This is a genomic window from Janthinobacterium violaceinigrum (assembly GCF_009208555.1).
Lineage (GTDB): Bacteria > Pseudomonadota > Gammaproteobacteria > Burkholderiales > Burkholderiaceae_D > Janthinobacterium > Janthinobacterium violaceinigrum.
In genome coordinates this window covers 120,534-142,876 of the sequence record NZ_WFLI01000006.1, presented here as the reverse complement: position 1 = coordinate 142,876, position 22,343 = coordinate 120,534, and the positions used below count along the sequence as shown (strand labels likewise).

Genomic DNA, 22,343 nt, shown 5'->3' with positions numbered 1-22,343 from the left:
CTGAAAGCAAAACGGCAGCGCCTCCATGGCGCTGCCGTTTTTTTTGCCCGCAGCGTATTACCCTACACCAGCAGCGCAGCACTCATGGAACGCACTTCCTCGGCCGATTCGGCCAGGATGCTTTGCAGGGTCTCGTTGTCGATAATGAAATCGATGACGGAATCGGAGGGCGTGAGCATTTCCACGTATGTCACCTGCAAGGGCGACGGCACGGGCGACAATTGCTTGGCCAACAATAAGGTGTCGAGCAGGGAGTCGGGCGGAATCGACAGCAAGCCGTCGCGCAAGCCTTCGATGGCTTCGCTGACGGCCAGCGGGATCAGCAGCTTCTTCATGACTTCGCGGGAAATGATTTCTTCGGCGGACTCCATCCAGTGATCGGCATCGTCGTCGAGCAGGCCGGGGAATTCATCGGCACGCGACAGCAGGTAAAAGCCGCCCACTTCATGCACGATACCGGCGAACAGGGCCGTGTCCGCATCGACGTGCGTCACGCGGCGGGCCAACACGTGCGCCAGCGCCGCCACGTGCGCCGTGTGCTCCCACAGCTGGGTCGCCTTCTGGCGCAGGGCGGGGTCGATGATCTTGCTGCCGAACTGGCGCACCACCATGGCCGCCACCAGCGCATACAGATTGCGGTATCCCATGCGCATGACGGCGGCGCGCACGCTGGTCACGGGCGCTCCCTCGCCACGGCTGTACACGGCCGAATTGGCCAGCGCGACCGTGCGCGCCGCCAGCAAGGGCTCGGCCAGCACCAGCTTGATCGCATGATCGATATGGCAATCCGGTTCGGCCAGGGCCAGTTGCAATTGCAAAGCGGAATTAACACTGGTGGGGAAAGTTAATTCTCCGCGTACCGCTTGGGAAACAATTAAACCGAAAGCCTGTAATTTATTCATCATACGTTCAATCCGCCTTAAATATTTTTCCAGCATCAATTTCATGCAGTAGAAATTAAATGCCAGACCCGGCCTTTAGAATATAGATGGCACGTCATTCGCTTGCAAGTGGGAATCTGGCAATGCCAGCGCATGCAATAGCGATTCATCGCCGATGACAAACAATTTCGGCTGCTGCAATACCTGCAGCAGGAATGGCTGGCCTTCACGCAGACGTCGGCGATAATCGGCCAGCGTATATAAGTTGGGATTGATTTTACGCCTCAAGGTTCGCTCGGCCGGGGCCAATCCCGTCAACAGATCGCCATAATTGGCTTCTTCGCCCACCAGCAGCAAATCGATGGCGCTGCCGGGCATGTCCTGTCCCTTCGCCGTGGCGCCCGACACGAAGGCCAGGTGCAACTGGGCACGCAAGGGCGCCAGGGTTGCGCTGAGCACGCCGACGATGCCGAAGGTTTTCTGCACCAGCCCGCTCAACTCGGGATACACGAGGCTTTCCTTGTTGGGCCAGAAGCGCCGCACATTGCCGATCCGCTCCGACGTGATCAGGCCGGAATCATGCAGGCGGCGCAGTTCCCGCTGCGCCGATGCGCTGCCCAGGCCCGTCAAGCGCATGATCTCGTTCAAGTGAAAGCCTTCATTCACGCGGACAAAGAGCAAACCCAGCAGTTTCTGCTGGGCGGGAGTAAACAGGGCTTGGGCAATCATGCGCCAAATCTTAGCATGAATGAACTGGAAACTAGCGTGGCGGGGGCAATAGTGCGTGATGGCGCAACAACGCGGCGATGCGCCGCCATGAGCCCGTTGCGCGCCCGGATGCAGCGAAGCGGCGATGCCCGGGCAAGCGACAGCCGGCAATCAGCCCTCCTTGTGAGCGCTCACTTCCCACTCCTTTGCGCAATGAGCAGATGGCCTGCCGTATCCGCCAACTGTCTGCCCACGGCAGCGTCGCTTATGCAATCCGTCCATTCCAGCTTGCCCCATATCGCACTCATTCACTGGGGCATATTGATTCACAGGCTAGCCAGAGAAAATACCAGCGCACCGGTTTGATTATGCATTCCCGCCATGAATAACAGCATGGCGGACTGGACTTTCAATCCATGTTTCATTTATCCATGCTGTCTCTATAAACACCATGCGCGCATGGGCAATTCCCGGAAAGGAGAGATTCTTTTAATGCGCTGCATACGCCTGGCAATAGCGGTGCTGCCGCATAAATACGGAGCGCCACGCTATACCGTATTGCGCGCTGTTTCTCCGCCAGTCCTGGAAAAAGCACGCAGGCATAAAAAAACGGCACCCGAAGGTGCCGTTCTTGTCAGCTAGCAGCGTCGATTACGCTTCGTCGCCGTGGTGTTGCTGGGTCTCGATATCCTGCAGCGCTTCGGCAGCTTCGCCGGCCATCGAGGCTTTCTCGGCCAGCAGCAGTGCTTGACGCTCTTCCACTTCCCACGCTTCTTTCTCTTTGCGTGCGCGGTGGAAGGCCAGGCCCGTACCGCCAGGAATCAGACGGCCGACGATGACGTTCTCTTTCAGGCCGCGCAGACCATCGCGCTTGCCCATGATCGCCGCTTCGGTCAGCACGCGGGTGGTTTCCTGGAACGATGCGGCCGAGATGAACGAATCGGTCGACAGCGATGCCTTGGTAATACCCAACAAGACGTTTTCGTAGGTCGCTGGAATCTTGTTCTCAACGGCCATGCGATCGTTCTCGTCCAGCAGTTCCGAACGCTCTACCTGCTCGCCAACGATGTAGTTGGTGTCGCCGGCATTGACGATCTGAACGCGACGCAGCATCTGACGCACGATCACTTCGATGTGCTTGTCATTGATCTTCACGCCTTGCAGACGGTACACGTCTTGCACTTCGTCAACGATGTAACGTGCCAGCGCTTCGATACCCAGCAGACGCAGGATGTCTTGCGGATCGGCCGGGCCGTCCACGATCATCTCGCCCTTGTTCACGACTTGGCCGTCATGCACCAGCACTTGTTTGTCCTTGGTGATCAAGAACTCATGCTTGTTGCCGTCCATGTCCGTGATTTCCAGACGCTGCTTGCCCTTGGTTTCTTTACCGAACGCAACCGTACCCGTGACTTCCGCCAGCATACCGGCATCTTTCGGCGAGCGCGCTTCGAACAGTTCCGCAACGCGTGGCAGACCACCGGTAATATCGCGCGTTTTTTGCGATTCGGTAGGAATACGTGCCAGCACTTCACCCACCGATACCTGTTGACCGTCCTTGACCATGATCAGCGCGCCGACCTGGAAGCCGATCGCCACCGAGTGTTCGGTGCCGGCGATCTTGACTTCTTCGTTCGCGTCGTTGATCAGCTTGACTTGCGGACGCAGGGTCTTGGTCAGCGAACCGCGACGTTTCGCATCGATCGCCACCAGGGTGGACAGACCGGTCACTTCGTCGACCTGACGGGCTACGGTGACGCCTTCTTCGACGTTCTCGAAACGCACTTGACCGGCGTATTCGGTAATGATCGGACGGGTCAGCGGATCCCACGTTGCCAGGGCCGTACCGGCCTTGATGACCATGCCGTCCTTGACGATCAGGGTCGCACCGTACGGCACTTTATGACGCTCACGCTCACGGCCATGGTCGTCGGTAATCAGCACTTCGCCGGAACGGGAAATGACGATTTGCGCGCCCTTGCCGTTCGTCACGTAACGCATGGTTGCCGTGAAGCGGATGGTACCGTTCGACTTGGCTTCCACCGACGATGCCACTGCTGCACGCGATGCCGCACCACCAATGTGGAACGTACGCATGGTCAGCTGGGTACCCGGCTCACCAATCGACTGCGCTGCCACCACACCGACGGCTTCGCCGGCGTTGACCAGCATGCCGCGGCCCAGGTCGCGGCCATAGCACTTGGCGCACAGGCCGAAGCGCGTGTCGCAAGTCAGTGGCGTGCGAACCTTGACTTCATCGATGGACAGACGCTCGATCTCTTCGACCATGTCTTCGTCCATCAAGGTGCCGGCTTCATACAGCGTTTCCTGGGTTTCAGGATTGACGACGTCATGCACCACCACGCGGCCGAGGATACGGTCACGCAACGGTTCGATGACTTCACCACCTTCGACCAGTGCCTTCATGACGGCGCCGTTCATGGTGCCGCAATCGTCCTCGATCACCACCAGATCTTGCGTCACGTCAACCAGACGACGCGTCAGGTAACCGGAGTTAGCCGTTTTCAGCGCCGTATCGGCCAGACCTTTACGCGCACCGTGGGTCGAAATGAAGTACTGCAAAACGTTCAGACCTTCGCGGAAGTTCGCGGTAATCGGCGTTTCGATAATCGAGCCATCCGGTTTGGCCATCAGACCACGCATACCGGCCAACTGGCGAATCTGGGCTGCGGAACCGCGCGCGCCGGAGTCGGCCATCATGTAAATGGCGTTGAACGATTCTTGCGTCGACTTGGTGCCGTCGCGGCGGATCACGTCTTCGACTTTGAGCTGGTCCATCATGGCCTTGCCGACTTCATCCGAGGTTTTGCCCCAGATATCGACGACCTTGTTGTAACGCTCGCCGGCGGTCACGAGACCCGAGGCGTATTGCTGTTCGATCTGCTTGACTTCCGATTCGGCCGTCGCGATCAGGGTGACTTTTTGAGGCGGTACCAGCATGTCGTCGACGCAGATCGAGATACCGGCGCGTGTCGCCAGGCGGAAACCCGATTGCATCAGTTTGTCTGCGAACACCACGGTGGCGCGCAGGCCGCACTTGCGGAACGACGTGTTGATCAGCTTGGAAATTTCTTTCTTTTTCAGCGCGCGGTTCAGGACGGAGAACGGCAGGCCTTTAGGCAGAATTTCCGACAGGATCGCACGGCCGATCGTCGTTTCGTAGCGGGTAACCGTTTTCTCGAATTCGCCCGTTTCGGCGTTTTTCGGGTATTCGGTAATACGCACGGTCACGCGGGTCGTCAGTTCGACTTCCTTGTTGTCGTAGGCGCGGATCACTTCCGACACGTCAGGGAACATCATCCCTTCGTTCTTCGCATTGATCGCTTCGCGGGTCGCGTAGTACAGACCCAACACGATATCCTGGGAAGGAACGATCGATGGTTCGCCGTTCGATGGGAACAGGATGTTGTTCGATGCCAGCATCAAAGTGCGTGCTTCCATCTGCGCTTCGATCGACAGAGGAACGTGGACCGCCATTTGGTCACCGTCAAAGTCGGCGTTGAATGCGGCGCAGACGAGCGGGTGCAACTGGATGGCCTTGCCTTCAATCAGGACTGGCTCGAACGCCTGGATACCCAGACGGTGCAACGTTGGTGCACGGTTCAACATGATCGGATGTTCACGGATCACGTCTTCCAGGATGTCCCACACGACCGGTTCTTGAATCTCGACCAGTTTTTTCGCGGCCTTGATCGTGGTCGCCAGACCCATCAGTTCCAGTTTATTGAAAATGAATGGCTTGAACAGTTCCAGCGCCATCAGTTTCGGCAAGCCGCACTGATGCAGTTTCAATTGCGGGCCCACGACGATGACCGAACGACCGGAGTAATCGACGCGTTTGCCCAGCAAGTTTTGACGGAAACGGCCGCCCTTGCCCTTGATCATCTCTGCCAGCGATTTCAGCGGACGCTTGTTGGCGCCGGTCATCGCTTTGCCGCGACGGCCGTTGTCCAGCAGCGAATCGACCGCTTCTTGCAGCATGCGCTTTTCGTTGCGCGTGATGATCTCTGGAGCGCGCAGCTCCATCAGGCGTTTCAGACGGTTGTTACGGTTGATGACGCGGCGATACAGATCGTTCAGATCCGAGGTCGCGAAACGGCCGCCATCCAGCGGTACCAGCGGACGCAGTTCCGGCGGCAGCACTGGCAGCACTTCCATGATCATCCAGTCCGGCTTGATGCCCGAACGTTGGAACGCTTCCAGCACTTTCAGGCGCTTCGCGTATTTCTTGATCTTGGCTTCGGATTTCGATTCCTTCAGTTCCACGCGCAGGGTTTCGGCATCGCGGTGGATGTCGATCGAGCGCAGCAGTTCACGGATACCTTCGGCGCCCATGAAGGCGGTGAAGTCGTCGCCGTATTCTTCGTACTTGGCGGCGTAGTCGTCTTCCGACATGATCTGGCACTTCTTCAGCGGGGTCATGCCTGGATCGGTCACGACGTATGCTTCAAAGTACAGCACGCGTTCGATGTCCCGCAGGGTCATGTCCAGGACCATGCCCAGACGCGACGGCAGCGACTTCAGGAACCAGATGTGCGCGGTTGGCGACGCCAGCTCGATGTGGCCCATGCGCTCGCGGCGCACTTTGGCCAGCGTAACTTCGACGCCGCACTTTTCGCAGATCACGCCGCGGTGTTTCAGGCGCTTGTACTTGCCGCACAGGCATTCGTAATCCTTGATCGGGCCAAAGATCTTGGCGCAGAACAGGCCGTCGCGCTCAGGCTTGAAGGTACGGTAGTTGATGGTTTCCGGCTTCTTGACTTCGCCGTAGGACCACGAACGGATTTTCTCAGGCGAAGCGAGACCGATCTTGATTGCATCGAAGGTCTCGTTGGTCTGTACTTGCTTGAATAGATCGAGCAGTGCTTTCATGTATCACTCCAGAGGTGATTAAATTTCTATATTCCTGAGACTACATTGCCCGGCGTGGTTTCCCAGCCGGGCTTTGTGTTTCCCAAACCAAATGACAGGTGGCTGTCTTTTAGTTGCGTTCGAGGTCGATATCGATACCCAGCGAACGGATTTCCTTGACCAGCACGTTGAACGATTCCGGCATGCCGGCGTCGATCACGTGGTCGCCCTTGACGAGGTTCTCGTACACTTTGGTACGGCCATTCACGTCATCGGACTTGACGGTCAACATCTCTTGCAAGACATACGACGCGCCATACGCTTCCAGTGCCCAGACTTCCATCTCACCGAAACGCTGACCACCGAACTGGGCTTTACCACCCAGCGGCTGCTGCGTTACCAGCGAGTAAGGACCGGTCGAACGCGCATGCATCTTGTCATCGACCAAGTGATGCAGTTTCAGCATGTGCATGACGCCGACAGTAACCTTGCGCTCGAACGCTTCACCGGTGCGACCGTCATACATGGTCACCTGGTTTTTCGAAGCGGTCATGCCCAGGTTCTTGGCGATGTCGTCCGGATACGCCAGGTCCAGCATGCGGCGGATCTCTTCTTCATTGGCGCCGTCGAACACTGGCGTGGCGAATGGAACACCTTTTTTCAGGTTTTCCGCCAGCTTCATGATCTCTTCGTCGTCGAAGTCGTTCAACTCTTCGGCACGGCCGTTGTCGTTGTAGATCGTCGTCAGGTACTTGCGCACTTGCTCGACCTTGGTTTGCGCCTTCAGCATTTCGCCGATGCGGATACCCAGACCCTTGGCAGCCCAGCCCAAGTGAGTCTCGAGAATCTGACCAACGTTCATCCGCGAAGGAACGCCCAGCGGGTTCAGCACAACGTCGGCTGGCGTGCCGTCGGCCATGTATGGCATATCTTCCACAGGAACAATACGGGAAACCACACCCTTGTTACCGTGGCGACCTGCCATCTTGTCGCCCGACTGCAGGCGGCGTTTCACGGCCAGGTACACCTTGACCATTTTTTGCACGCCTGGCTGCAGCTCATCGCCTTGCGTCAGTTTCTTGCGCTTCTCTTCGAAGGCCAGATCGAACTGGTGACGCTTCTCGTTGATCGATTCCTTGATCGCTTCCAGCGCTACCGCGGCATCGTCGTCCGCAGGGCGGATGTCGAACCAGTGGTATTTGTCCAGATCGGCCAGGTATTCCTTGGTGATCTTGGCGCCTTTGGCCAGCTTTTTCGGGCCGCCGTTGACAACTTTGCCGATCAGCATCTTTTCCAGACGCTGGAAGGCATCGCCTTCCACGATACGCATCTGGTCGTTCAAGTCCAGACGGAAACGCTTCAGCTCGTCATCGATAATTTGCTGGGCACGCTTGTCGCGCACGATGCCTTCACGGGTGAAGACTTGCACGTCGATCACGGTACCGATCATGCCCGAAGGCACGCGCAGCGAGGTATCTTTCACGTCCGAGGCTTTTTCGCCGAAAATCGCGCGCAGCAGCTTCTCTTCCGGGGTCAGCTGGGTTTCGCCTTTAGGCGTTACCTTACCGACCAGGGTGTCACCGGCTTGTACTTCCGCGCCGATGTAGACGATACCGGATTCATCCAGACGAGCCAGCTGGTTTTCAGCCAGGTTCGAGATGTCGCGCGTAATTTCTTCCGCGCCCAGTTTCGTGTCACGGGCCACCACCGACAACTCTTCGATATGAATCGAGGTGTAGCGGTCGTCCTTGACGACGTTTTCCGAGATCAGGATCGAATCTTCGAAGTTCAGACCATTCCATGGCATGAAGGCCACGGTCATGTTCTGGCCCAGCGCCAATTCACCCAGGTCGGTCGATGCGCCGTCGGCGATCACGTCGCGCTTGGCAACACGATCGCCCACTTGCACGATAGGACGCTGGTTGATGTTGGTGTTCTGGTTCGAACGGGTGTACTTGATCAGGTTGTAGATGTCGACGCCCACTTCACCAGCTTGCGCTTCGTCATCGTTCACGCGAATCACGACACGGCCCGCATCGATGTAATCGACGATACCGCCACGCAGCGCTTGCACGGTGGTGCCCGAGTCGACCGCAACGGTGCGTTCGATACCGGTACCGACCAGCGCTTTTTCCGGACGCAAGCAAGGCACAGCCTGGCGTTGCATGTTGGCGCCCATCAATGCACGGTTCGCATCATCGTGTTCGAGGAACGGAATCAGCGAGGCAGCGACGGAAACGATCTGGCCTGGCGCCACGTCCATGTACTGGATGCGCTCCGGGGAGACCAGGATGGTTTCGCCAGCTTCACGGGCCGAGACCAGTTCATCGGACAGCATGCCTTCGTCGTTGATGGTCGCATTCGCCTGAGCGATGATGTAGCGGCCTTCTTCGATGGCGGACAGGTAGTCGATCTGATCGGTAATCTTGGAGCCTTCGACCTTGCGGTATGGGGTTTCCAGGAAGCCGTATTCATTCAGGCGGGCATACAGAGCCAGCGAGTTGATCAGACCAATGTTCGGACCTTCCGGTGTCTCGATCGGGCAGACGCGGCCGTAGTGGGTCGGATGCACGTCGCGCACTTCAAAGCCGGCGCGTTCGCGTGTCAGACCGCCGGGTCCCAGAGCCGATACGCGGCGCTTGTGGGTAATTTCCGACAGAGGATTGGTTTGGTCCATGAACTGCGACAGCTGGGATGAACCGAAGAACTCGCGAATCGCGGCCGAAATCGGCTTCGAGTTGATCAGGTCGTGCGGCATCAGGTTGTCCGCTTCGGCTTGGCCGAGGCGTTCCTTGACGGCGCGCTCAACACGCACCAGGCCGGCGCGGAATTGATTCTCGGCCAGTTCGCCCACGCAACGTACGCGACGGTTGCCCAGGTGATCGATATCGTCGACTTCGCCGCGGCCATTGCGCAGTTCCACCAGGATCTTGATCACGGCCAGCACGTCTTCGTTCGACAGGGTCATGGCGCCCGTCAGTTCATCGCGGCCAATGCGGCGGTTGAACTTCATGCGGCCCACGGCCGACAGGTCGTAGCGGTCCGAGTTGTAGAACAGGCCGTTGAACAGCGCTTCAACGGAATCTTCCGTTGGCGGTTCGCCTGGACGCATCATGCGGTAGATCGCCACTTTCGCAGCCATCTGGTCGGCGGTGTCGTCGATACGCAGGGTTTGCGAGATGTAGGCGCCCTGATCCAGATCGTTGGTGTACAAGGTCTGGATTTCGGAAATGTTGGCATCGCGCAGGCGGCCCAGCAGGTCTTCCGTCAGCTCATCGTTCGCGGACGCGACGACTTCGCCGGTGTCGCCATCGACGATGTTCTTCGCCAATACGCGGCCCAGCAGGTAGTCTTCCGGTACGGAAATGTGCTTGATGCCGGCAGCTTCGATATCACGCACGTGCTTGGCGTTGATACGCTTGTCTTTCAGCACCAGGGTCTTGCCCGACTTGTCGACGATGTCAAAGCGCGCCACTTCGCCGCGCAGACGCTCGGAGACGAATTCCATTTCCGCGCCTTCGGAGCGCAGGTTGAAATTGTCGAAGACGAAGAAGTTCGCAAGGATTTGCTCGTGCGACATGCCGATGGCTTTGAGCAGGATCGTGACGGGCATCTTGCGGCGGCGGTCGACGCGGAAGAACAGGATGTCTTTCGGGTCGAACTCGAAGTCCAGCCACGAACCGCGGTAAGGAATGATACGCGCAGAGAACAGCAGTTTACCGGACGAGTGGGTCTTGCCGCGGTCGTGCTCGAAGAACACGCCAGGCGAACGGTGCAGCTGGGAAACGATCACCCGCTCCGTGCCGTTGATGACGAACGAACCGGTGGTCGTCATGAGCGGCAATTCGCCCATGTAGACTTCCTGTTCTTTCATTTCCTTGACGACAGGCTTGGTTGGCGATTCCTTGTCCAGGATCACCAGGCGCACTTTCGCGCGCAGCGGCGACGCGAACGTCAGGCCACGTTGTTGACATTCTTTGACGTCAAAGGCAGGATCGCCCAGAACGTACGACAAGAATTCGAGACGCGCAAAACCATTGTGCGAAACGATAGGGAAAATCGAAGTGAAAGCCGACTGCAGGCCATCATTCTTGCGGCCGGACGGTGCTATGTCCTCTTGCAAGAAACTATGATAAGACTCGAGCTGGGTCGCCAGCAGGAACGGAACGTGGTGAACGTTGGCGCGCTTCGCGAATGATTTGCGAATGCGTTTCTTCTCAGTAAATGAGTAGTGCATGGACACTCCGTGAGTGACAGAAAGGATAGAAAATTCAGGTTTTGCAAGTGTTCGTTTGCACCGCTGCGTGTGACACAGACGAAACCTCAAGGCTCTGCTTTCCGGCTTGAATCGAACAAAACTGCTGCTACAAATACGATACAGACGACAAAGGAGCCAAAGTCGGATTTCCCCCCTTGCGAGGGGAAACCTCAGACTTTGACTCGGGCGCTAACTGACGCCGGTACAGATATTACTTCATCGAAGCGGTTGCGCCGGCTTCTACCAGTTTCTTAACTGCTGCTTCTGCATCAGCTTTCGATACTGCTTCTTTCACAGTTTTTGGTGCGCCATCGACCAGGTCTTTAGCTTCTTTCAAGCCCAGGCCGGTGATTTCGCGAACTGCTTTAATGACGCCAACTTTGTTTGCGCCGAAGGTGTCCAGAACAACGTTGAACTCGGTTTGCTCTTCAGCAGCTGCTGCTGGGCCTGCTGCAGGACCGGCCGAAGCCATTGCTGCTGCGGACACGCCGAATTTTTCTTCGAATGCTTTAACCAGGTCGTTCAGGTCCATTACGGACATGGCGCTAACTGCTTCCAGGATATCGTCTTTGCTAATTGCCATTTTGAAACTCCTAAATTTATTACGTTAGTTACATCAGATTGGTACTGAGAGAAAAAAGCGCGCGCAATTAAGCGGCTGCTGGGGCTTCTTCTGCTGCTGCTTCTGCAGGAGCTTCGGCGCCTTCGCCTTTTTTCGCTGCCAGGGCAGCCAGACCACGTGCAAAGCCCGAAACCGGAGCCAGCATAACGCCCAACAACTGCGAAATGAGAACTTCACGGCTAGGAATGCTCGCCAACGCGGTGACAGCAGCTGTATCCAGCGGCTTGCCTGCGTAGTTACCTGCTTTGATGACCAGTTTGTCGTTGGTTTTAGCGAAGTCAGCGATGACTTTAGCTGCTGCAACGGCATCGGCCGAGATCGAGTAGATCAACGGGCCGGTCATGGCATCTGCCAGGCTGGCGAATGCGGTACCTTCAACGGAGCGACGAGCCAGAGTGTTTTTCAACACACGCAGGTACACGCCTTGGGCACGCGCTTTAGCACGCAGTTGCGTCAAGTGACCAACCTGGATGCCACGATATTCGGCCACGACGATCGTTTGCGCAGCTGCTACTTGTGCGGAAACTTCGGCGACGACGGCCTTTTTGTCATTCAGATTGAGACTCACGGTCAACCTCCTTAAATGATGTTCGGCAATCACAACCGAGTGGTTGAGCGCCTTGCATCGGTTCGAACACGGCGTCCGAAGTCAAGAAGTACTAAACTGAGCGGATGGATTCACGCAGCATGAGGACTACAAAACTTGTTCGGGTACACCATCTGCGTTGGGCACTTGCCGTTGCCGGCAAGCCTATTAACCTTCTGCATGTGCAATCGCAGTCGGCCCAACGGTCTTTGATTGTCTGCCTGCCTGGTGCGAACACCGGGCAGACAGCCCAAAGATGCGCCCGCAGCGCCCGAAGGCGCTACAGGACTTGATTCTGTTACTTAAGCTGCCAGGCTAGCCTGGTCAACACGGACGCCAGCGCCCATGGTCGACGACAGCGAAACTTTGCGCAGGTACACGCCTTTGCTCGATGCTGGCTTGGCTTTGTTCAGTGCGTCGATCAGTGCGACCAGATTCGATTTCAGATCTGCGTCAGCGAACGATTTACGGCCGATGGTAGCGTGGATGATACCGGATTTGTCGGTACGGTACTGAACTTGACCGGCTTTCGCGTTTTTCACGGCGGTAGCGACGTCAGGAGTAACAGTGCCAACTTTCGGGTTAGGCATCATGCCGCGTGGGCCCAGGATCTGACCCAGGGTACCAACGATACGCATGGTATCTGGCGAAGCGATAACGATATCGAAAGGCATGTCGCCGGCTTTGATCTGCTCAGCCAGGTCTTCCATACCAACGATGTCGGCGCCAGCTGCTTTGGCAGCTTCAGCTTTTTCGCCCGACGCGAATACTGCCACGCGTACGGTTTTGCCGGTACCAGCTGGCAGCACGACGGAGCCGCGCACCACTTGGTCGGATTTCTTAGGATCAACACCCAGTTGTACCGATACGTCGATCGATTCATTGAACTTGGCCGTTGCGCACTCTTTGATCAGAGCGACAGCGTTGTCGAAAGCGTACACTTTGGTACGGTCGACTTTGGCTTTCAAAGCCTTGATACGTTTGGATAACTTAGCCATTATACAACACCTTCCACCGTGATACCAATCGAACGAGCGGAACCAGCGATGGTGCGTACAGCAGCATCCATGTCGGCAGCGGTCAGATCAGGGGTTTTCAATTTAGCGATTTCTTCAGCTTGTGCGCGGGTCAGCGTACCGACTTTGTCGGTATGTGGCTTCGGCGAACCTTTGGTGATCGCAGCAGCTTTTTTGATCAGGTAGGTTGCTGGAGGCGTCTTCATCACGAACGTGAAGGACTTGTCCGCAAACGCGGTGATCACGACTGGGATCGGCATGCCTGGTTCCATACCTTGGGTCTGCGCGTTGAACGCTTTGCAGAATTCCATGATGTTCAGACCGCGTTGACCCAGAGCTGGACCGATTGGTGGGGATGGGTTTGCTTTACCAGCTGGCACTTGCAGCTTGATAAAACCAATGATTTTCTTTGCCATGATGGCTCCTATCTTGGATTGAGTAGTAGCGCCCCGCCGATCCTACCTTGGCGGGGCTCCTCTGACCGGATTTCGCTGAGACTGCCGCGGCGCTCCTGGTGGCGCTGATACAACTTAAACTTTTTCGACCTGGCCGAATTCGAGCTCTACCGGGGTAGCGCGGCCGAAGATGGTGACCGAGACGCGTACTTTGGATTTCTCGTAATTGACTTCTTCGACATTGCCGTTGAAATCGGTAAACGGACCATCCTTGATGCGGACTTGCTCGCCCACCTCGTACAAGGTTTTTGGACGGGGCTTCTCAACACCCTCTTGCATCTGCTTCATGATGCCGTCGATTTCGCGCGCGGAGATCGGCGTCGGCTTGTTCGACTTGCCACCAATGAAACCGGTAACCTTGCTGGTGTTCTTCACCAAGTGCCAGCTCTCGTCCGTCATTTCCATTTCAACCAGCACATAGCCAGGATAGAAACGACGTTCGGTGACGGACTTGACGCCATTCTTGACTTCGACCACTTCTTCGATCGGCACCAGGATCTGGCCGAACTGGTCTTGCATGCCCGCGCGCTCGATGCGCTCGGTCAGTGCGCGCATGACGCTTTTTTCCATGCCGGAATAAGCATGCACGACATACCAGCGCTTGCTGCTCACTGGCACGCTCAGCGCTGCACCAGTGTCCGCTACCGGAGCGTCGCCCGGAACGGACTCGTCCGCCGCTTCATCATGCACATTTTCGCTCATTATTTTTTCCAACCCAGAATTACGTCATACAACAAAAACTCGAGCAATTTATCCGTGCCCCACAGGAAAATCGCCATGACCAGCACAAAGGCAAACACGATCGCAGTAATCTGCGTGGCTTCTTTGCGGGTAGGCCAAACGACTTTCTTGGTTTCGCGCACAGCTTCTTTGGCGAAATTGAGAAATTCACGGCCGGTCGTCGAGACATACAAGAGCGCAACAGCAATAACCAAACCAGCCACAAGCGCGCTTGCACGCACCAGAGCTGGTTGGCCTGCCAGGTAATAAAACCCGACTACTCCTGCAATCGCAGCCACTATTGCCAGCGCGACTTTTATCTTGTCACTCGACGTGCTAACGGTTTGCACGGATTGATTTGACATTTTTCTACTTTCGGTGCCCTGCACCTTGACGGTGGCAGGGACGGAGGGCATCGAACCCCCAACCTTCGGTTTTGGAGACCGACGCTCTGCCAATTGAGCTACGTCCCTACGTAAAACTTTCGAGGAGTGCTATTCTACCACCCAGGACGCCCCGGGTGGAAGCATAACATTTCCTTATGCGATGATTTTTGCAACCACGCCGGCGCCGACGGTACGGCCGCCTTCGCGGATAGCGAAGCGCAGACCTTCTTCCATCGCGATCGGGTTGATCAGCTTGACGGTGATCGACACGTTATCGCCTGGCATAACCATTTCTTTGTCTGCTGGCAACTCGATCGAACCGGTTACGTCCGTCGTACGGAAGTAGAACTGTGGACGATAGTTGTTGAAGAATGGCGTATGACGGCCGCCTTCGTCTTTCGACAGAACATAGATCTCGCCGGTGAAGTGGGCGTGTGGCTTGATCGAGCCTGGTTTTGCCAGAACTTGACCACGTTGCACGTCTTCACGCTTGGTGCCGCGCAGCAGCAGACCAACGTTGTCGCCTGCTTGACCTTGGTCCAGCAGTTTGCGGAACATTTCCACGCCGGTGCAAGTCGTTTTGACGGTATCGGTGATACCAACGATTTCGATCTCTTCGCCGACTTTAACAATGCCGCGCTCGATACGACCGGTCACAACGGTACCGCGACCCGAGATCGAGAACACGTCTTCCACTGGCATCAGGAATGCACCGTCAACAGCGCGCTCTGGCGTTGGGATGTAGGCATCCAGCGCATCGGCCAGACGCAGCACTGCGTCAACGCCCATTTCGCCTTCTTTGCCTTCCAGCGCCATACGTGCCGAACCTTTGATGATTGGCAGGTCGTCGCCTGGGAATTCGTACTTCGACAACAGCTCGCGCACTTCCATTTCAACCAGTTCCAGCAGCTCTGCGTCATCGACCAGGTCGCACTTATTCAGGAACACGATGATATATGGAACGCCAACTTGGCGGGCCAGCAGGATGTGTTCGCGGGTCTGTGGCATTGGGCCGTCAGCTGCGGAGCACACCAGGATCGCACCGTCCATCTGGGCAGCACCGGTAATCATGTTTTTGATGTAATCGGCGTGGCCTGGGCAGTCAACGTGCGCGTAGTGACGCGTTTCCGTTTCGTACTCGACGTGGGCGGTGTTAATCGTGATACCGCGCGCTTTTTCTTCTGGAGCCGCATCGATCTGGTCGTATGCTTTAGCTTCGCCGCCGAATTTCTTCGACAGAACCGTTGCGATTGCAGCGGTCAGCGTGGTTTTACCGTGGTCGACGTGGCCGATGGTGCCGACGTTGACGTGCGGCTTGGTCCGTTCGAATTTACCTTTTGCCATTTTGAACTCCTAATGATTTGATTAGATTGCTCAGGCACACGCCCGACGGTCTGGTTTGAATTGCTTCTGTGCTGCCTGCTGCGAATTCTGGTGCCCTTGACGTGGATCGAACACGTGGCCTCTCCCTTACCAAGGGAGTGCTCTACCACTGAGCTACAAGGGCTGTAATTTGTTGCATGCGATGCATCAAGCATCTGAACGGAAACTGGAGCGGGTGAAGGGAATCGAACCCTCGTCGTAAGCTTGGAAGGCTTCTGCTCTACCATTGAGCTACACCCGCGAGGTATCGTTCACTTTATCTTCACTTACTTTTGCTACTACCCAGTTTTCCTTGCAAAAACTTGGTGGAGGGGGCTGGATTCGAACCAGCGTACTCATAGAGAACAGATTTACAGTCTGTCGCCTTTAACCACTCGGCCACCCCTCCGCGGGAACCGCAGAGTATGAAGCATCTACTCACAACTGTCAACCTTATTTGCTGATGCCTGACTGCTGCATTTGCGTATAAAGAAGAAGTTGGCTGCTTCGGGGCGTGATTATAAGCTCCCGATTTGAGAAAGTGCAAGGGTTGGCGAGAAAAAGTCGTCTTTTTTCGCATTTTTTTTATCCCCCCTGCCGGCAAGCCGCATTTTCCCGTCATTTTTCCCTTTTACCGGGCGTCAGGCGGATGCATCCAGGTGTTGCCATGGGGCTTATATTTACGCAATAACTGCTGATGCAGGCCGGACAGCACGGGCAATTTGGGGTTGCGCGGGTCAAGGCGGCGCACGCCGGCAATAAACGTCAGCGCCTGCTGCCCCATGCGCTCATCCCAGCCTTCGTGCTCCAGGCATTTGAGCACGGCCACGGCCGCATTGAACACCACTTGCGGATTGTCGGGCAGGCGCGTGACGGCTTCGCCCATCAGATCGACGGCGCCGCGGAAATCGCCCTCGCCCGCCCTGGCGGCGCCGGCCGCCACCATGTCGGCCACTTCCTGGCGGCTTTGCCGCGCCAGCGCCTTGGCCAGCTCTTCGCGCCCCGCCTGCTCGAACACGGCCATGGCGCGCGTCATGGCCGCGCTGTCGGGCGCATTGCGCATGACTTCGCGCATCACCTCGGCTGCGCCGTCTTCGCGCCCATGGGCCAGGCAGTGGCGCGCCAGCTCCGTTTTCAGCATGTTCGAACTTCCCACGCTGTGGCGGTTGGCGGCCAGCGCCGCATCGAGCGATTGCTGCAGGCGCTCCTCGTTGCCCGTATGCGCGTGCAGCATGGCGCTGCACAGGGCGCTGCACAGCTCCGTATTCTTTTGCCCGCCCATCGACTTGTCGAGATCGCGGATCACGGCCCCCACCTGCAGCGGATCGCCCTTGCGCACCAGGGTCTGCACGAGGCGCACATGGTCTTCCGGGTCGCGGAATTCCGAATACTTGGCCTTGCTGACCACCAGCTTCAGGGATTTTTCCGCCATGTCGATATCGTCGGCCGCCAGCGCCGCCTCGCCCAGGCGGCGCAAGCGGCGCACGGCGTGCGGCGACAGGGCCACGGCCTCGCTCAGGGCCGCCTGCGCCAGTTCCGGCTTGCCTTGCGCCAAATGCGTGCGCGCCAGCCAGTCATACGCGTCGAGGAAACGCTTGTTGTTTTCCAGCAGCCCTTCCAGCATGCCCTGCGCCGCTTCGTACTCGCCCAGCAGAAATTGCGTCTTGGCCTGCCCCAGGCGCGCCCAGCCGATGGCCTTGGCGTCATACAAGGCTGCGTAGATCGGTTCGGCGTCGGCCGCCTCGCCCAGCAGCAGATGCAGCTCCGCGCGCAGGCGCAGGAAATCCGTGGCGTAGCGGGGATACAGGCTGGCGCCCTCGGCGCAGGCGGCAATCGCCGCGCGCTCGTTGCCCACGTCGATCAGCTCGTACACGGGCACGAAGGCATTGCGCTTGTCCAGCGCGCGGCCGATGCGCTCCAGCATGTTGTCAGCGGTAAATGGCTTGAGGATGTAATCGGTGGGCAGCAGCTCGACGGCACTGACCACCTTGGCGAAACTGCCTTCGCCCGTGACCATGAAAAACATGGTCGACGCGTGCATCAGTTTGTGGTGGCGTAAGTCTTCCAGCATCTGCTGGCCATCCTGCCCGCCGTCGAGATCGTATTCACACAGGATCAGGTCGTACGATTTACTGCCCAGCATGCGGATCGCCTGGCCCGAGCTGGCCGCGTCATCGATCTTCGCCAGGCCGCACAGGTTGAGCATATTGTGCAGGCTGGCGCGCATGCCCGGATGCGGCTCGATGATCAGTGCGCTAAGGCCCTTGAGTTCTTTCATGTCGTGATGTCCGAAAACTCCGCGGCGCGCCACACTGGTGCGTGGCGCCAGCCAGCATGAGGCTGCCGAGTATATGACGGCGCCGCGCGCAAGGGAATGGCGGCGTGTCGAAAAACGCGAACTCAGGCGATGGCGCGCTCCGGATGCCACAGTTGCGGCTCATGGTCGATCAGGTCCAGCAGCGCCGCCACCACTTCCGGGTCGAACTGGCTGCCGCGGCGCTGGTCGATGTATTCGCGCACCTGCGGATACGGCCACGGCTCCTTGTAAGGCCGCTCGTGCAGCAAGGCATCGAAGACGTCGACCACGGCAACGATGCGCGCGGCGAGGGGAATGTCGCGCCCCTTCAGGCCGTTCGGATAGCCGGCGCCATCGAAATGCTCGTGGTGGCCGCCGGCAATCTGCGCGCCATACGTGAGGTAGCTGACGCCGTCGACCATGTTGGCGGCCCGTTCGAGAATGGTGCGCCCGACGCTGGCATGCAGCTGCATCTGCGCCCGTTCCTCATCCGTATGCTTGCCCGGCTTGAGCAGCACGGCGTCCGGCGTGGCCACCTTGCCCACGTCGTGCAGGATGCTGGCCAGGCCGATCATGTCGAGCAGCTGCGGCGTGAGCTCGTCCGCATACACGCCGCGCTGCTGCATGCGGCGGGCGATGGCGTCGGACAATTGCTGCACGCGCCGCACGTGGCCGCCCGTGTCGCTGTCGCGGAACTCGGCCAGGTCGGCCAGCGCCACGACGGTGGCTTCCTGCGCCTTGCGCAGCTGGCCGAACATATACAGGTTGTCGAAGGCGGCAGCGATGCGCTGGCAAAACACTTCCAGCAAGTCGCGCTGGATCTGCGCCAGCGGCCACGGCGGCGTGACGGAAATGGCCAGCTCGCGGTTGCCTTCCGTATGGATGAACAGCACGTTGGCCGGATGCTCGAACTGGCTGCGCTTTTCCGCAAACGCCTTGTCGATGGTGGGCGTGAGCGCATGGTCGCTTGGCATGGCTTCGGACTCGGCCAGCACGGCATAGGTACCCGTGGCGGCCACCACTTCGGGCCGCCCCGCACCGCCCTGCATCAGGCACAGCACGCCGTCGGCGCCCACGTCGAGGATGGCGCTGACCTGGTTGAGCACGCCGGAAGCAAATTCACGCAGGGAATGGATCTGGTACAGATTGGTGGCGCCGGCCAGGATCTTGCCCAGGCCGATGCGGCTGCGCTCGAGCATCATCAGGCTCTCGTAGGCGCGCAGGGCCGAGATGACGGTCGTAAACAGCTTCTGCGTCGTCAGCTCCGTCTTGGCCTTGTAATCGTTGATGTCGTATTCGATGATGACGCGCTGCTCGGGCGCCTGGCCCGGCTGGCCCGTGCGCAGCACGACGCGCACGATAGAATTGTTCAGTTCGGCACGGATGCGCTTGGCCAGGATCAGTCCCGCATCGTCCGTCTCCATCACCACATCGAGCAGGACCAGGGCGATATCGGGCGTGTCGCGCAGGATCTCGAATGCCTCGCGGCCGCTGTAGGCGGAGAACAGTTCCAGTTCGCGGCCCTTGAAACTGACATTGCGCAGCGCCAGCCGCGTTACCGCATGCACATCCACGTCATCGTCGACGATCAGCACGCGCCACAGGCGCTGGTCGGGCGCGGCCAGCCCGGCAGGACTGGCCACCGGCTCATCCTCGTCGAGCAGCCAGTTATCATCTGCATCGGCTTTGAGGTCGGTCATGAATACTCCTAAGGGATAAGTTCGATGTGGACGCTGCGTTGACGCCTATCAAGCATAATCAGATTAGATGCTGCTTACAACAGGATTCTTCGCGCCATCGTCGCCAGCGGCTGGTGCCGACGTGGCGGCCGATGCACCGCTGCGCGTGCTGCTGCCGCAACTGTCCTGGCCGGGCCCCACGGCCTGGTAGCGCACTTCATACTTGCCCGCGCTGAGCTGCTCCACCAGCAGCTTGTCGTAAGCGAGGATGTACAGGTAGCGCACGTTCGAGCGCCGCTCCGTGTCATACAGTTTGACGAACACGGGCGCGGCATTGCTGCCGTTGTCAATGCTCACGGCCAGCTCATCGCCCTTGTTACCGATCGGGAAGCCATCGACATAGCCGGAATGCACGGGCCACGGTTCGCCATTCGGCGCCACCAGCGATGCCGACTCTGCCTTGCTTGCGCCATCGCAGGCGGGCTGGATGGCTTTCAGGCTCAGCTGGGACACGGCCAGCACGCGGATCTCGGGCGTCTTCGCTTGCTGGGGTTCCGGCGCATACGGCTTGCCTACCGCCCAGCTATCGACGGCCACGGGCTCGCCTTTCGATGGCGGCGCAGAGCTGGACGCTGGCGTGGCCGCCGGCGCATGGGGCTTGGCGCCATCGCGGGCCAGCCCGCTCCAGGCCGAGGCCAGCGCGGCAGGCATGGGCTGGGACGTGTCGAGCATCAGCAAGGCGCCCAGCCAGCCCAGCAACAGGCAGACCAGCAAACTCAGCCACCAGCGCCAGTTGCGCCAGACGGGCTGCATGCCGCGCCGCGGCTTGCCCGCCGGCGGCGGCACATCCTGCGCCCAGGCATGTTCATGCGGCTGGGCATGGCCTTTCGCGCGGCCATCGCGGCTCTTGCCCTCTTCCTGGTGGGTGCTTTCCAGCCATTCGATTTCCCACTCCTCGGCAGCGATCCACTCGTCGTGTTCCTTGCGCCGTTGCGGATCGGACAAGGTGCCATAGGCGCTGTTGAGGATCGCCATGATGCGGGCGGCCTTTTCATCGCCGGGATTCTTGTCCGGGTGGTACTTCTGGCTGAGGGCTTTGTACGCGGCACGTATGACTTCCTGCGGCGCCAGGCGCGCCACTTTCAGGTTGTCATAGTGTGTATGTATCTTTCCCATCGTTCTATCTTGAAATCGGTGCGCGGCGACGGGTTCTTGCAGGATGGAACCGTGCTGTGTCGGTCATCATATACGATATGACAAGATAATAACCACCAGCAAACAGGAAATTGCAGGGCGGGACTGCCCTGCCTTGATATTGCAGGCGCTTACAGGCGATGGCTGCGGTCAGCGGACAACAGCGCTTCCGGCAACTCCACGCGGTGGCCCACGGCCAGCACCTTGAACAATTCCCCCATCTCGGCTGGCGAGACCAGCTTTTGCACGGCGCTCGCCTGCGGCAAATAGGTCTTGACTTGCTGGGGATCGGTGCGCAGCAGCAAATCGCCGAGCCCCGAGCCCAGCAGGAAGGAAGCCTGGTTCATGTAGGCGAGCACATCGAGACCCGCATCCTGCGCCGCCACGGCCATGGCCGTGAAGTCGACGTGGGCCGTGATGTCCTGCAAGCCGGGCAGATAAAACGGTTCCGCATGCGCGTGGTGGCGGTAATGGCACATCAGGGTGCCCGTGGCGCGCAGGTCCAGGTAATACTCGTGCGCCGGGAAACCGTAGTCGAACAGCACGGCCGCACCGCCCTTGCCATTGATCAGCATGCGCGCCAGCGAGCGCATGAAGCCGCAAGCCACGCCGTGGATCTCCGTGACGTAGCCGACGGGCAAGGCGTCGGCCTCGGGCACCTGGGCGGCAATCTGCACGGCCACGTCGGCGCCGGCAGGACGCTCGACGAAGACGAATTGGCCATCGGCAATGCTGACATCGAGTTCGCACCAGCCGGCGGGCGTCTTGCTGATCAGGTTGACGGGCATGGCGTCCAGCACTTCATTGCCGAACACGGCGCCGTCGAAACTGTCGGGAAAGCCGTCAAGCCACACCACTTGCGGGAAGGCGGCCAGCGCCAGCTCCTGGCGCGCGCGCAATTCGCCGGACAATTCGACGATCGCATACTGTTCTATATGGATGCCGGCGCTGGCCGCCTCCGTCAGGATATCGAAAGCCAGCTTGCCCGTGCCGGCGCCGAATTCGAGGATGCGCGGAGCCGTTTGCGCCATAATAGCGGCTGCCACATGGGCCAGGGTGGCGCCGAACAGGGGAGAAATCTCCGGCGCGGTTGTAAAATCGCCATCTTTGCCCAGCTTGGCGGCGCCGCCGCTGTAATAGCCGAGGTCAGGCGCGTACAGCGCCAGCTCCATGAAGCGGACAAAGGGAATGGCGCCGTCATTGCGCGCGATTTCGGCGGCAATCTGGTGCTGCAAAGCATGGGACGCGGCCAGCGCGTCGCTATCGGGTGCGGGAAGAGACATTCCCGCATTGTAGCGAATCGGCGGG

General features: G+C 58.7%; 16 protein-coding genes and 4 tRNA genes. 1 reads left to right on the top strand and 19 read right to left on the bottom strand.

Annotated elements, in window-relative coordinates; all coding sequences use genetic code 11:
• Positions 1–62: 62 nt before the first annotated feature.
• Together GCN75_RS07425 and GCN75_RS07420 are read right to left on the bottom strand one after the other, a co-directional pair.
• Positions 63–902, bottom strand: a complete 840-nt coding sequence (locus GCN75_RS07425; RefSeq protein WP_152282068.1) for an HDOD domain-containing protein — start codon at positions 900–902, stop codon at positions 63–65.
• A 75-nt stretch (positions 903–977) separates the two neighbouring features.
• Positions 978–1,610: an ArsR family transcriptional regulator gene (locus GCN75_RS07420; protein WP_152282017.1), complete on the bottom strand. Its 633-nt coding sequence runs from the start codon at positions 1,608–1,610 to the stop codon at positions 978–980.
• Positions 1,611–1,970: 360 nt separating this feature from the next.
• On the opposite strand from GCN75_RS07420, the gene GCN75_RS07415 reads away from it, so the two are divergent.
• Positions 1,971–2,231: a hypothetical protein gene (locus GCN75_RS07415; RefSeq protein ID WP_152282016.1), complete on the top strand. Its 261-nt coding sequence runs from the start codon at positions 1,971–1,973 to the stop codon at positions 2,229–2,231.
• Positions 2,232–2,240: 9 nt separating this feature from the next.
• Here the strand turns inward: GCN75_RS07415 and rpoC are convergent, their stop codons facing one another.
• From rpoC to GCN75_RS07330, 17 genes are all read right to left on the bottom strand, one after another.
• Positions 2,241–6,482, bottom strand: coding sequence for a DNA-directed RNA polymerase subunit beta' (rpoC, locus tag GCN75_RS07410; protein WP_034753138.1), 4,242 nt, complete (start codon positions 6,480–6,482; stop codon positions 2,241–2,243).
• A 109-nt stretch (positions 6,483–6,591) separates the two neighbouring features.
• Positions 6,592–10,698, bottom strand: a complete 4,107-nt coding sequence (gene rpoB, locus GCN75_RS07405) for a DNA-directed RNA polymerase subunit beta (RefSeq protein WP_152282015.1) — start codon at positions 10,696–10,698, stop codon at positions 6,592–6,594.
• A gap of 232 nt (positions 10,699–10,930) precedes the next feature.
• A complete protein-coding gene (gene rplL, locus GCN75_RS07400) occupies positions 10,931–11,302 on the bottom strand; it encodes a 50S ribosomal protein L7/L12 (RefSeq protein WP_070223390.1) in 372 nt (123 codons plus the stop codon).
• Positions 11,303–11,369: 67 nt separating this feature from the next.
• Positions 11,370–11,909, bottom strand: a complete 540-nt coding sequence (gene rplJ, locus GCN75_RS07395) for a 50S ribosomal protein L10 (protein WP_071326751.1) — start codon at positions 11,907–11,909, stop codon at positions 11,370–11,372.
• 320 nt (positions 11,910–12,229) lie between these two features.
• Entirely contained in the window at positions 12,230–12,925 is a 696-nt protein-coding gene (gene rplA, locus GCN75_RS07390; RefSeq protein ID WP_034753134.1) for a 50S ribosomal protein L1, read from the bottom strand.
• The gene (gene rplK / locus GCN75_RS07385; protein ID WP_034783246.1) at positions 12,925–13,359 is read right to left on the bottom strand and encodes a 50S ribosomal protein L11; all 435 of its coding nucleotides are present in this window, start codon (positions 13,357–13,359) and stop codon (positions 12,925–12,927) included. The genes rplA and rplK overlap by 1 nt, the downstream gene beginning before the upstream one ends.
• A 114-nt stretch (positions 13,360–13,473) precedes the next feature.
• Positions 13,474–14,100, bottom strand: a complete 627-nt coding sequence (nusG, locus tag GCN75_RS07380; RefSeq protein ID WP_034753130.1) for a transcription termination/antitermination protein NusG — start codon at positions 14,098–14,100, stop codon at positions 13,474–13,476.
• Positions 14,100–14,483: a preprotein translocase subunit SecE gene (secE, locus tag GCN75_RS07375; RefSeq protein ID WP_010394308.1), complete on the bottom strand. Its 384-nt coding sequence runs from the start codon at positions 14,481–14,483 to the stop codon at positions 14,100–14,102. Before secE ends, nusG begins: the two co-directional genes overlap by 1 nt.
• Before the next feature lie 32 nt (positions 14,484–14,515).
• Positions 14,516–14,591, bottom strand: a tRNA-Trp gene (locus GCN75_RS07370).
• Positions 14,592–14,657: 66 nt separating this feature from the next.
• Positions 14,658–15,848, bottom strand: a complete 1,191-nt coding sequence (gene tuf / locus GCN75_RS07365) for an elongation factor Tu (RefSeq protein ID WP_077398776.1) — start codon at positions 15,846–15,848, stop codon at positions 14,658–14,660.
• 88 nt (positions 15,849–15,936) lie between these two features.
• Positions 15,937–16,011, bottom strand: a tRNA-Thr gene (locus GCN75_RS07360).
• Positions 16,012–16,054: 43 nt separating this feature from the next.
• Positions 16,055–16,128 (bottom strand) — tRNA-Gly (locus GCN75_RS07355).
• A 62-nt stretch (positions 16,129–16,190) separates the two neighbouring features.
• Positions 16,191–16,275, bottom strand: a tRNA-Tyr gene (locus tag GCN75_RS07350).
• 222 nt (positions 16,276–16,497) lie between these two features.
• Entirely contained in the window at positions 16,498–18,144 is a 1,647-nt protein-coding gene (locus tag GCN75_RS07345; protein ID WP_152282014.1) for a tetratricopeptide repeat-containing response regulator, read from the bottom strand.
• A 122-nt stretch (positions 18,145–18,266) separates the two neighbouring features.
• On the bottom strand, positions 18,267–19,862 hold the full coding sequence (locus GCN75_RS07340) for a DUF3369 domain-containing protein (RefSeq protein WP_152282013.1): 1,596 nt from the start codon (positions 19,860–19,862) through the stop codon (positions 18,267–18,269).
• A 63-nt stretch (positions 19,863–19,925) separates the two neighbouring features.
• The gene (locus GCN75_RS07335; RefSeq protein WP_152282012.1) at positions 19,926–21,017 is read right to left on the bottom strand and encodes a J domain-containing protein; all 1,092 of its coding nucleotides are present in this window, start codon (positions 21,015–21,017) and stop codon (positions 19,926–19,928) included.
• Between the two features lie 149 nt (positions 21,018–21,166).
• Complete coding sequence (locus GCN75_RS07330) at positions 21,167–22,318, bottom strand: class I SAM-dependent methyltransferase (protein ID WP_152282011.1); 1,152 nt, start codon at positions 22,316–22,318, stop codon at positions 21,167–21,169.
• Positions 22,319–22,343: the final 25 nt, after the last annotated feature.

Bases quoted from the DNA above. Each gene is read 5' to 3' on its own strand.
- GCN75_RS07425 (WP_152282068.1), bottom strand. From the start codon at position 902: ATGAATAAATTACAGGCTTTCGGTTTAATTGTTTCCCAAGCGGTACGC.
- GCN75_RS07420 (WP_152282017.1), bottom strand. From the start codon at position 1,610: ATGATTGCCCAAGCCCTGTTTACTCCCGCCCAGCAGAAACTGCTGGGT.
- GCN75_RS07415 (WP_152282016.1), top strand. From the start codon at position 1,971: ATGAATAACAGCATGGCGGACTGGACTTTCAATCCATGTTTCATTTAT.
- rpoC (WP_034753138.1), bottom strand. From the start codon at position 6,482: ATGAAAGCACTGCTCGATCTATTCAAGCAAGTACAGACCAACGAGACC.
- rpoB (WP_152282015.1), bottom strand. From the start codon at position 10,698: ATGCACTACTCATTTACTGAGAAGAAACGCATTCGCAAATCATTCGCG.
- rplL (WP_070223390.1), bottom strand. From the start codon at position 11,302: ATGGCAATTAGCAAAGACGATATCCTGGAAGCAGTTAGCGCCATGTCC.
- rplA (WP_034753134.1), bottom strand. From the start codon at position 12,925: ATGGCTAAGTTATCCAAACGTATCAAGGCTTTGAAAGCCAAAGTCGAC.
- rplK (WP_034783246.1), bottom strand. From the start codon at position 13,359: ATGGCAAAGAAAATCATTGGTTTTATCAAGCTGCAAGTGCCAGCTGGT.
- nusG (WP_034753130.1), bottom strand. From the start codon at position 14,100: ATGAGCGAAAATGTGCATGATGAAGCGGCGGACGAGTCCGTTCCGGGC.
- secE (WP_010394308.1), bottom strand. From the start codon at position 14,483: ATGTCAAATCAATCCGTGCAAACCGTTAGCACGTCGAGTGACAAGATA.
- tuf (WP_077398776.1), bottom strand. From the start codon at position 15,848: ATGGCAAAAGGTAAATTCGAACGGACCAAGCCGCACGTCAACGTCGGC.
- GCN75_RS07345 (WP_152282014.1), bottom strand. From the start codon at position 18,144: ATGAAAGAACTCAAGGGCCTTAGCGCACTGATCATCGAGCCGCATCCG.
- GCN75_RS07340 (WP_152282013.1), bottom strand. From the start codon at position 19,862: ATGACCGACCTCAAAGCCGATGCAGATGATAACTGGCTGCTCGACGAG.
- GCN75_RS07335 (WP_152282012.1), bottom strand. From the start codon at position 21,017: ATGGGAAAGATACATACACACTATGACAACCTGAAAGTGGCGCGCCTG.
- GCN75_RS07330 (WP_152282011.1), bottom strand. From the start codon at position 22,318: ATGTCTCTTCCCGCACCCGATAGCGACGCGCTGGCCGCGTCCCATGCT.